The following is a 10,690-nucleotide window of genomic DNA, read 5'->3' on the forward strand; positions in this document are numbered from 1 at the left end:
ATGCCGCCTATGCCAGGTGGCGCCTGATTGTGTCCACTAGGGCGCGCTCGATCTCCGTCAGGCTGCGCGACGTCGAGAACATGATCGACAGCCGGCGATAGATCGTCGGGTCTACGATCGCGTTGATCTGAAAGGCGCCTTCGGCCACGAACGGCTGGACTGTCACTTCTGGCATGACGGTTGCGAGCGGCATGCGGCGTACCATCGCCAGCACTACTGCGAGCGAGTTGACCTCGACTCGCGGCACGATGGAGACGCGGGCTTCCTCGGCCGCTTTGTTTATCAGCTGCCGCAATCCAAACGTGTCGCTGGGCAGAACCAGAGGCAGGTTCGCGAGCCGCGCAAGCGGCACGTCTCCGGGCGCAAGCATGTCGCGGCCGGATTTCGAGACCACCACCAGCTGGTCCTGACTGTTCAGGTCGAGCTGGACCGACCGCGACACATGCGCCTCGACCAGACCGAGGCTTATCTTTCCGGTCTCGACCCAGCGGTGCAGCACCGTTGCGGCTGCCTCCACGACATGCAGCTTGACCTCCGGATAGGTCGCGGTCCATTCCTCAAGGGCGCCGGCGATGGCTTCTACCAGGGCGCCGCGGTGGTTGAGTAGCGGGACCACGCCGACGGTCAGCCTGCGGCCCTGTTGCGAGGCCTGGCGGCGCGCCTCTACCGCGACATTGCCGCACAGTTCCACGGCTTCCTCGATCAGGGGCACGAGCGCCTCGGCTTCCGGCGTGGGTTTCAGCCCGGTGCGCTGGCGTTCGAACAGCGGTTCGCCGATGATCGCTTCGAGCTTGCGCAACTGGTTGGACAGGGCCGGCTGGACCACGTTCAGCTTGCGCGCGGCGGCCGTCATGTTCATCTGGTCGAAGAGAACCAGGAAATAGCGCAATTGCCGCAGCGTGATATGCGGATCGTAGACGATCGGACGGTCCGGTTCGGCGAGGATGCGCTTCAGGTGCCCGACATAGGCCTGACCCAGGAGGCTGCCGTCCTGGACGCTGGCGGCGACCGGGCTGACGAGTTCGCTCGGCAGGCTGACATGGTCGAGTTGCAGGCGCGACAGGCCCCCGGCGACGAGGCTGCGCGGCGCCAGCAACGCGAACGGGCGGGCGTCGCGGGAAAGCGTGGGAAATGTCCCGACATCCTCCTCCACGGTCACCGGCTCGGGCAGGTTGTGGCGCGCGCAATAGCTACGCGCATGGTGCGTCTGTGCCGGCAGCAATGGCGGCAGCAGAAGGCGCAGGTTTCGCAAGGCATCGAAATCGATCACGCGGCCTTGTTCGAGGCTGCGGTCGAAATTGGTGATCGCGATCCAGTCGTCCTGAAACAACAAATCGTGCGGTGCGGCCTCGTCGACATAGTCCAGGATCACGCGTTCGACCGGTTCGCCACGGTCGGGGACGGGCAACGCCAGGTCGCCGTCCTCGGCCAGCCAGTTGGTTCGGAACTGAACCCGAGCGAGCGCGTGGGGATATGTTTTTCCCAGGTCCCGCACGGCCTGGCTCGCTGCGCGCGAGAGGCGCCCGAGCATGAACTGCAGCGGCGTCGTTATCTCCAGGCGCCGGAACTGCACGTCGCGTACGCGGTTGGCTCCCGCCTCGAGGGTTTCGATCCGTTGCAGGGCCACCTCGACGCGTTGGTAGAGCCAGCGTGCGGCCTCGCTTGGATAGTGTCCGAGCGGCCCGCGCTGGAACAGCTTAATACCCAGTTCTTCCTCCAGCAGGCGCAGGTTTTCACTCAGCGCCGACGCGGAAATCCCGGTATGGGCGGCGGCCTCGGCATGGTTTTTGTGCTGGCACGCCACGAGGAAGTAGGAGAGCTGCCGTGTCTCTATCGTTTTGCTCCTAGGGTCAGGACCGGCGATCCCGTGAAATTCGCCGACGCAGCCGCTAGGCTGACTCGTAGCGGCTCAATCGATTAGGCCAGCCGGCCGATGGGAGCAAGGCAAAGCCCTAGCTGGCGACGCGGGAGCTTGTAGGGTGCAGCCTCGATTTCGAGCGCCTGCGTGCTCGCTTTACTGTTCGCGCCTGCCCAAAATTCTTGTCGCATTGTGGTCCGTTTGGTGGCGGCGTGCAAATCCGAACGTGGTGCGCTTTCGACGGCCATTATGCGTCCGGTCGGGACCAGCGCGATCTCTCGCGCCCGGACGGTTTGTCCGCACGCATATATTCGCCGACCGCGAGCGCGGATTATTGGACCCGTCGTTTCGCTCAAAACCGGCTCTGTCCGCGGGCCGCATCATCGGTTATGTGCTGGAATGTCCAGTCCGCGACCGGATGATCAGGACAGCGGGCGTCGGTCGAGGCAGCAGGAAGTTGGCATGTCCGCAGAGCAAAGAGTTCGCGCGCCGGGGCTTAGACTGCCGCGCAGCGGCTTGGCTGTGTCCGTCACCGGTTCACGGCCTGCCGATGTCGCTGCCATCGGTCTGACAATCCGGATCGGGCGGTGAGCGACGAGGACGCCCTGCGGGTCGGGCAGACCTGCTTGCGCATACGCCGCCGCGGCGCGGAGATCGTCGCCTGGCGTGTCGGCGAGGACGACCTGTTGTGGTCCGCGGGACCGCAATGGTCGCGTTCGAGCCCGCTGCTGTTTCCGATCGTGGGCCGGGTCAATGACGGTGTCGTCAGGGTCGATGGTCACCTCTATCCCATGCCCACCCACGGTTTTACAGCCAGCCAGGATTTCGTGCCGGTCGAACGCACCGAAACGACGCTCCGGCTGCGATTGCATGACAACGACGAGACCCGATCCGCCTATCCGTTCGCGTTCTGCCTGGAGGTGCTTTATCGCCTCCACGAACGGGCGGTCGAGGCCGCCTTCACGGTGACCAATCCCGGCACCCGCCCGCTGCCCTATGCGCTCGGCCTTCATCCCGGCTTTCGCTGGCCGTTCGCCGACGGCGATGCTGACGACTATCGTATCGTCTTCGATCGCGACGAGGAGCCGTCCGTGCCGGAGATCGACCCGGACGGCCTGTTCACCCAGGCGCGCCGCGCGATCCCGATTAAAGGGCGCGGCCTGCCGCTGACCCGCGATCTGATGGCGCGCGAGGCGCTGTGTTTTCTCCACGCCCGCAGCCGGCACCTGCGGTTTGTCTCGCCCGGCGGCGCGGCGATCGCGGTCGAGACAGGCGGCTTTCCTCATCTCGCGCTGTGGAGCAGGCCGCCGGGGCAATTCCTGTGCATCGAAGCCTGGACCGGTCATGGCGATCCTCAGGGCTTTTCCGGAGAGCTGGCGCACAAACCCTCGATGCGTTCGCTCGAACCGGGTGCGAGTTCGAGCCATGCCATGCGCTGGCTTTTTGACGCGGGGACCCCGTGATCAGAGGGCGAAACGGAAAGCAAGCGGGTCGAACGGGCCCGACGGGAGGACGAGTATGCCCACAGTCTTGATCACCGGCTGCGACACCGGGCTCGGGCGCGAATTCGCCAGCCAATATGCGCGCGACGGCTGGGCGGTGATCGCTACCCACCGCGATCTGGCCAACGCAATTTGCGGCACGCCGTCGATCCGCAACCACGCGCTCGACGTGACCGACCCGGACCAGTTCGCCGCGCTGAAGCGCGAACTGGGCGACGAGCCGGTGGATCTGTTGCTTTCGAATGCCGGCGTGGGGTTGGACACCGGTCGTCTCGGCAGCCTCGACTTCGACTATGTGCGCCGGATGTACGAGGTCAACACGATCGGGCCGTTGCGGCTTGTCGAAACCTTCGCCGACAATGTCGCGGCCGGTATCCAGCGCCGCGTGGCCGTCATCACCAGCCGGATGGGCTCGATCGGGCTCAACCTGTCGGGCGGACATTACGGCTATCGGGCCAGCAAGGCCGGGCTCAACGCCATGGCGCGCAGCCTGGCGATCGACCTGTTCGGCCGCGGCATCACCATGCTGCTCATTCATCCGGGCTGGGTCGACACGGCTGGCGGCGGTGGCGGTGGTGCGCTTCCGGTCGATGTCAGCGTCGCCTCGATGCGCGGCGTGATCGGACGGCTTGGCAATCACGAGACCGGCCAGTTTCTGTCTTATGACGGGACGCCGTTGCAATGGTGAGTACCGAAAGGCCGTATGACCTGCTTCTGGCCGGCGGCCGGCTAATCGATCCGCGCAACGGTGTCGACGGCGTTCGCGACATCGCGATCACTGGCGGTAGGGTCGCGGCGATCGCGCCTCGCCTGGAGCCCGACTCCGCGCGCGACCTGCGCGACCTGCGCGGTCTTGTCGTGACGCCGGGGCTGATCGATCTGCACACCCATATCTACCATCGGGCTACCTCCTACGGGGTCGAGCCCGATCCGGTCGCTGAGCGTTCCGCCGTCACTTGCATGGTCGATGCCGGCAGCGCCGGCGCCGGCAATTTCGCCGGGCTCAGGGATTTTGTCATCGCACGTTCACGCTCGCGCGTTCTCGCCTTCCTCAACATTTCCTTTCCCGGCATCTTCGCCTTCGACAGCGGCCTGATGTTCGGCGAGGCGAGCCTCGCTGAACTGCTTTCAGTCGAGCGCTGCGTGGCGGTCGCTCATGAAAATCGCGACCTCATCGTCGGCATCAAAGTGCGTCTGGGGGCTGGTACGTCAGGACGGATCGGCCTCGAGGCGCTGGACCGTGCCGTCGAGGCGGCGCGACAGACCAGCCTGCCGGTGATGACGCATATCGGCAAGCCGCCGCCCGGCTATGACGAGATCCTGGCGCGGCTGCGGCCTGGTGACATTCTCACCCATTGCTTCCGGCCGGCGCCCAATGCGCCGGTCGACGAAACCGGCCGGCTTCTGCCGGCGCTGATCGAGGCCCGGCGGCGCGGGGTATTGTTCGATATCGGTCACGGTATGGGCGCTTTCGGTTTCGCCAGCGCGGAAGCCGCGATATCGGGCGGTTTTCCGCCCGATATCGTCTCCAGCGACGTTCATATGTTGTGCGTGGACGGTCCCGCCTTCGACCTTCTGCACACGATGAGCAAGTTGGTGACTTGCGGCGTCAGCCTGTCGGATGCAATCGCCATGGCGACCGACGCGCCAGCGCAAGCCATGCGGCGGCCGGACCTGGGCCATCTGTCGCTCGGCGCGCCGGCCGATATCAGCCTGATCGAGACCGTGGAGGCGCGCTATCCTTTCGTCGACGTTGCCGGCGTGAAGCGTGAGGGGGCGATGCTCCTTCGCCCACGCGGTCTGCTGCGCGCCGGCCAATTCTTCGAGCCCGGGCCGCGTTCCTGGGAGGCGGCGCATTATCGGGATGGAGGATCGTACGATGACTGACGCAATGGCGTGGCCGCAATGGCGAAGCCGGGATCTCGATGTGGCGACGCCGATGCCGGTCGTGGAGATGGCGACGGTTGAACGCAATATCACCCGGTTGCAGCGGGCCTGCGACGCGGCCGGGGTCGCCAACCGGCCGCACATCAAGACGCATAAGTCGATCGCCATGGCGCGGCTCCAACTCGCCGCCGGCGCGGTCGGCCTCACCTGTCAGAAGCTCGGCGAAGCCGAGGTGATGGCCGATGCCGGCTTCGACGACATCTTGATCAGCTACAATATTCTGGGTTCGGCCAAATTGAAGAGGCTGTCCGCGCTCGCAGCGCGGGTGAAGCTCGCTGTTTCCTGCGACAACGTGCCCGTCGCCGACGGGCTGTCCGGCGCGATGGCGGATGCGGATGCGCCGCTTGCCGTGCTGGTGGAATGCGATACCGGCCGCAACCGATGCGGGGTAGTCGACCCGGCCGTAGCTGCCGACCTTGCCGGGCGGATCGCCGCGCTGCCGGGGCTCCGTTTCGCCGGCTTGCTGGTCTATCCGCCGAACGGTCCCCCGGCCGCTACCCGCGCCTTTGTCGACGAGGTTCGGCGTTTATGCGCCGCAAGGGACCTGACGGTGGAAACCGTCTCGGCCGGCGGCACGCCGAATATCGAGCGGATCGGCGAGGCAGGGGAAACGGAATACCGCTCTGGAACTTCGATCTATAACGATCGCCAGATGGTGGAGCTCGGGGCTGCGGCGCCGGAGGATTGCGCCGTGTTCGTGCATGCGACGGTGGTCAGTCGGCCGGCCCCCGGCCGCGCCATGATCGATGCCGGTTCCAAAGCGCTGACCAGCGATCTCGCCGGTTTCAAGCATTTCGGCCTGCTGGTCGACTATCCCTGCGCGCGCCTCTATCAGCTTGCCGAAGAACATGGTTTCGTCGACCTGGCCGATTGTCCGGCCTCGCCGGAGGTTGGCGAGGTCGTCCGGATCCTGCCAAACCATGTCTGCCCGGTGAGCAATCTCTTCGACCGCATCGCCCTCGTTCGCGACGGGCGCGGCGCCGGCATGCTGACCATCGACGCGCGCGGAAAGGTGGCATGACGATGCCGTCATTGTCGCTGCCGGTTGCCCACGACGCCCCCTAGACATGCAGAAATAGAAAGGCCAGTCCATGACCAGAAACGTTACACGTGTCGCCCTTGCCGGTTTCGGAGCATGGGGGCAGATGCATGCCAGGGCGCTGTCGGCGATCGCCGATGCCGAGATCGTCGCCCTTTATTGCCACGGTGAAAACTCCGCCAAGGCAGCCGCTGAAAAGCTGCCCGACGTGCCGCGCTACACCGACTACGAGGCCATGCTGGCGGCCGGCGGGTTCGACGTTGTCGACATCACGGTGCCCAACCATGTTCACAGCCGTTTCGCCACCGCCGCGCTCGACGCCGGGGCCAACGTATTCCTGGAAAAGCCGCTCGGCTTGACGCTCGACCAGTGCGAGGAGGTCATCGCCGCCAGCGCGCGCACCGGCGGCCTGGTGGCCGTCAATCACGAGTTGCGCGTGTCGCGTCAATGGGGCGCCGTGCGCGACATCGTGGCTTCGGGCGATCTCGGCAAGGTGCGCTACCAGCACCTGTCGCTGTTCAGGCACAAATTCCGCCAGGGCTCCGGCGGCTGGCGCTACGATCCCGACAAGGTCGGCTCCTGGATCTTGGAGGAGCTGGTTCATTTCTTCGATCTGGTGATGTGGTACGCGGCCGAGAACGGCAGGCCGGCCCGAGTGCGCGCCATCGGCAATGGTGGCGAAAGCGGTCTGGTGCGCAATTTCGTCGCCACGCTTGAATGGGACGACGGGTCGATGGCGCTGCTCAGCCAATGCTTGTCCGGCTTCGAGCATCACACGCTGTTGGAGGTCGCCGGCGAGGAGGGTGCGGCGCGCACCTGGTGGTCGGGCGCGATGGACCGCACCGAACATCCCGATTTCCTTTTGAAGGTGCAGCGGCGGGACGGCGAACCGGAAGAAGTAACGATCCCTCAGTCGGGCGAAGTCTTCGAGTTGGAGGAAAACCTGCGCCGCGCTTTTGCAGGCTTTCACGGGCGCCGGTCGATCTTTTCGCCCGCCGAAGCCAAGCTCGCGGTCGAGATCTGCCTTGCCGCCGAGGAGGCCTACCGCAGCGGCGGGACGGTCGAGATTCCTAGCTGAATTTCCTGGCGACGGATCGGCCAGGCCGTCTGGGAGGGTCAGCCCCCGGCCTGTCTCTCTTTGCCGTAATCCTTCATGATCGATGCCAGCCGCGTGGCGGCGTTTTTCATGTCGGCGGCGGTGAAATTGCCAAAGCCGAGCAGCAATGCCGGGGGCAGCGTGCGCTCAACCGTCAGCCGCGACAGGGGCGTCATCTCCAGGCCGGCCTCCGCCGAGCGCCTGGCTATTTCGGCATCGTCCCAGTCTTCGGGCAGCCAGCCGAGCATCTGCAGCCCGGTATCCGAAGGCCGCAGCCGCAGATGATCGGGGATGGTCTGTCGGAAGGTCTCCATCAGCACGGTTCTTCGCTCCGCATAGAGACGACGCATGCGCGCGATATGGCGCGCGAGGTGGCCCTCCGACATGAATTTCTCGACCAGGACCTGTTCGAATGTCGGCGACTGGCGGCCGGCGACGATCCGGGCGTTGACGAACAGGTCGACATAGGGTTTCGGCACGACAAGATAGGCAAGCCGCAGGCCGGGAAACAGTACTTTGGAAAAAGTGCCGACGTAAACGACCCGCACGCCGCCATCGAGGCCCTGCAGCGAGCGCACCGGGCGGCCGCGATAACGAAACTCGCTGTCATAGTCGTCCTCGATGATCCAGCCGTCGTGGCGACGGGCCCATTCGATCAGCGCCAGCCGGCGCGCCAGCGACAATGTGCTTCCGAGCGGAAATTGCGAGGACGGACAGACGACGGCGAGACGCGCGTCGGGATGAAGCCGCATGCCGGTCTCCACGTCGATACCGTCAGTGTCGACCGGCACGGCGCCGATCGTGGCGCCGGCGGCCAGCAGCGCGGCGACGGATCCCGGAAAGCCCGGATCTTCGCACCAGACCTTGTCGCCGGGATCGAGCAGCAACCGTGCGGCGAGGTCGAGTCCCTGCTGCGCACCGGCCACGATCACGACCTGCTCCGGCGTGCAGGTGACGCCGCGGCTGATCATCAAATGGCGTGCGATCGCCTCACGCAGCGGCCCGTATCCGGCCGGCTCGGTCTCGCCGAGAAGATAGCCGGCGCCGACCCCGCTTTCCGATAAAAGCGCCTTCATCAACCGGCGCCACAACGCCACCGGAAACGCGTCGACGGCGGGCATATTGATCCTGAACGGCACCGGCCGCTGGGGCACGCGCAGCGAACGGGCGACGACGGAAAAGCGTTCCGAACGCCGGGCCAGGCGCGCGGCGGCGGTTTCCTCGTCCTGCGGCACGCGCAAACGGCCGCCGCTTCCGGCGTCGGGCAGTTGCGAGGACACGAAAGTACCCGATCCGTGACGTGTCTCGATAAAACCCTCCACGGCGAGTTGTTCGAAGGCCCAGGTTGCGGTGTTGCGGGCCACGCCGAGCGTTTTTGCGAGTTCGCGCGTCGAGGGCAGCCTGTCGCCCGGACGCAATTGTCCGTCCAGGATTGCAGTGGCGAAACGCTCATAGACCCGGCGTTGCAGAGGAATGGACGGGTCGCTATCGATCGCCCGGAAAATGCCTCCCGATTTCTCGTCGTCAGGATCCATCGGGCTGTTTCCTTCCATTTTTCAGAGTGGTCCCATGACAATAGCCGCCAATGGCTCTTTCTCAAGGACACTTGTTGCTCGATAGTCACCGCAATGCGTGAGTGAGGGAGAACGTCATGCGAAGAAGAACGACAATGGGATTGATGGGCCGCCTGGCGGCGGTCGTGTTTGCCCTGGTCCTTGCCGGGGCAGGTGCTGCACGGGCCGAGCCGCAACAGGGCGGAACGCTGAACTCGACGCTCTGGCCGGAGCCGCCGGGCATCGTCATCGGCATCCACCTCAACGCGCCGACGCTGTTGCCCTCGAGCAAGATCTTCGAAGGGCTGCTCACATACGATTTCGCGCTGTCGCCGCAGCCTATGTTGGCCGAAAGCTGGGATGTTAGCGAAGACGGGCTGACCTATACGTTCAAGCTGCGCCAGGGCGTGAAATGGCACGACGGCGAGGACTTCAACGCTGAGGACGTGGTCTATTCGCTGACCAAGTTCATTCCTGAAGTTCATCCGCGGTCGCGCCCGACCTTCGCGCGCACGACTGTGACCGCGCCGGACGACTACACAGTGGTGTTGAAGCTTGAAGAGCCCTACGGCCCACTGATCCGCAGCTTCGACGTGATTGGTGCGCCGATTGTCCCGGAGCATGTCTATAACGGCTCCGATATTCGCGAAAATCCCGCCAACCGGGCGCCGATCGGCACCGGCCCCTTCAAGTTCGCGGAATGGGCGAGCGGCCAGTATATCCACCTGGTCCGCAACGACGACTACTGGCTGGACGGCCGTCCCTATCTCGATGAGATCTACTACCGCTTCATCCCCGATAGCGCCTCGCGCGCCTTGGCGCTGGAGACGGATCAGGTTCATCTCGCCACCCAGAATGATATCGAGCTCGTCGATGTCGCGCGGCTGGCCGCCATGCCGCATCTGGAGATGACGACGAAGGGCTGGGAATGGGGCGCGCCGATCTCCTGGCTGGAGATGAATCTGCGGCGCGAGCCGTTCAACGACGTGCGTTTCCGCAAGGCGGTCATGCATGCGCTCAACCGCGAATTTATCCGCGACGCCATCTTTTTCGGTCTGGCCTCCATCCCGACGGGGCCGATCCACTCCTCCTCGCCGTTCTACACGAACGATGTGCCCAACTATGAATACGATCCGGAAAAGGCCAAGGCGCTTCTCGACGAGATGGGACTGGAAGCCGACGCCAACGGCGTTCGCGCCCAGATCGGTCTGCTCGGCCTGCCCTATGGCGAATTGTGGGACCGGCTGTCGCAATATATCCGCCAGGCGCTGGGCGAGGTCGGCGTCGAGGTGACGATCGAGACGTCCGACGTGGCCGGCTGGGGCAGCCGTATCTCCAATTGGGACGTGGACATGTCGACCACCTATCTCACGACCCTGTCGGACCCGGCCTTGGGCGTGGCGCGCAGTTACATCACCGAAAACCAGCGCAAAGGCGTCCTGTTCACCAATACGGCCGGCTACTCCAACCCCGAGGTGGACCGCCTGTTCGCCGAGGCGGCCAGCGAGCCCAACGAGGACAAGCGGCGCGAACTCTATCACCAGGTTCAAAAGATCGTGGCCGATGAAGTCGCGCTGGCCTGGCTGGTGGAGCTGCAATGGCCGACCATTCACAGCGCCAAGCTGAAGAATGTGGTGCGCAACGGGCTCGGCCCGAACGACAATTTCGCCGAAGCCTATTTCGAGGAATAGGCAG

8 protein-coding genes are annotated in these 10,690 nt (G+C 65.0%); 6 read left to right on the forward strand and 2 right to left on the reverse strand.

The genetic code is table 11. The features are described from left to right. Positions 1 to 7 precede the first annotated feature (7 nt). Entirely contained in the window at positions 8 to 1,864 is a 1,857-nt protein-coding gene (locus GN330_RS24020) for a LysR family transcriptional regulator (protein ID WP_343040782.1), read from the reverse strand. 581 nt (positions 1,865 to 2,445) lie between these two features. On the opposite strand from GN330_RS24020, the gene GN330_RS15515 reads away from it, so the two are divergent. The 5 genes from GN330_RS15515 (at position 2,446) to GN330_RS15535 (ending at position 7,424) form a co-directional block, all read left to right on the forward strand. After that, entirely contained in the window at positions 2,446 to 3,321 is an 876-nt protein-coding gene (locus tag GN330_RS15515; protein WP_343040721.1) for an aldose 1-epimerase family protein, read from the forward strand. A gap of 55 nt (positions 3,322 to 3,376) precedes the next feature. Further along, positions 3,377 to 4,048, forward strand: coding sequence for an SDR family oxidoreductase (locus tag GN330_RS15520; RefSeq protein ID WP_197435188.1), 672 nt, complete (start codon positions 3,377 to 3,379; stop codon positions 4,046 to 4,048). After that, positions 4,042 to 5,247: an amidohydrolase/deacetylase family metallohydrolase gene (locus GN330_RS15525; RefSeq protein ID WP_156713567.1), complete on the forward strand. Its 1,206-nt coding sequence runs from the start codon at positions 4,042 to 4,044 to the stop codon at positions 5,245 to 5,247. Before GN330_RS15520 ends, GN330_RS15525 begins: the two co-directional genes overlap by 7 nt. Further along, positions 5,240 to 6,328 carry an alanine racemase gene (locus GN330_RS15530; protein ID WP_246188694.1) on the forward strand — a complete coding sequence of 363 codons (1,089 nt, stop codon included), beginning with the start codon at positions 5,240 to 5,242 and terminating at the stop codon, positions 6,326 to 6,328. The genes GN330_RS15525 and GN330_RS15530 overlap by 8 nt, the downstream gene beginning before the upstream one ends. Before the next feature lie 70 nt (positions 6,329 to 6,398). Then, positions 6,399 to 7,424, forward strand: coding sequence for a Gfo/Idh/MocA family protein (locus GN330_RS15535; RefSeq protein WP_156713568.1), 1,026 nt, complete (start codon positions 6,399 to 6,401; stop codon positions 7,422 to 7,424). A 38-nt stretch (positions 7,425 to 7,462) separates the two neighbouring features. Here GN330_RS15535 and pdxR read toward each other — a convergent pair whose 3' ends face one another. Beyond that, entirely contained in the window at positions 7,463 to 8,977 is a 1,515-nt protein-coding gene (gene pdxR, locus GN330_RS15540; protein WP_197435189.1) for a MocR-like pyridoxine biosynthesis transcription factor PdxR, read from the reverse strand. 116 nt (positions 8,978 to 9,093) lie between these two features. Between pdxR and GN330_RS15545 the strand changes: the two genes are divergently transcribed. Beyond that, positions 9,094 to 10,686, forward strand: a complete 1,593-nt coding sequence (locus GN330_RS15545; protein WP_156713570.1) for an ABC transporter substrate-binding protein — start codon at positions 9,094 to 9,096, stop codon at positions 10,684 to 10,686. Positions 10,687 to 10,690: the final 4 nt, after the last annotated feature.

This window comes from Nitratireductor arenosus (assembly GCF_009742725.1).
GTDB classification, from domain to species: domain Bacteria; phylum Pseudomonadota; class Alphaproteobacteria; order Rhizobiales; family Rhizobiaceae; genus Mangrovimarina; species Mangrovimarina arenosa.

Coding starts and splice junctions, on each gene's coding strand:
- GN330_RS15520 (WP_197435188.1), top strand. CDS start 3,377: ATGCCCACAGTCTTGATCACCGGCTGCGACACCGGGCTCGGGCGCGAA.
- GN330_RS15525 (WP_156713567.1), top strand. CDS start 4,042: ATGGTGAGTACCGAAAGGCCGTATGACCTGCTTCTGGCCGGCGGCCGG.
- GN330_RS15530 (WP_246188694.1), top strand. CDS start 5,240: ATGACTGACGCAATGGCGTGGCCGCAATGGCGAAGCCGGGATCTCGAT.
- GN330_RS15535 (WP_156713568.1), top strand. CDS start 6,399: ATGACCAGAAACGTTACACGTGTCGCCCTTGCCGGTTTCGGAGCATGG.
- pdxR (WP_197435189.1), bottom strand. CDS start 8,977: ATGGATCCTGACGACGAGAAATCGGGAGGCATTTTCCGGGCGATCGAT.
- GN330_RS15545 (WP_156713570.1), top strand. CDS start 9,094: ATGCGAAGAAGAACGACAATGGGATTGATGGGCCGCCTGGCGGCGGTC.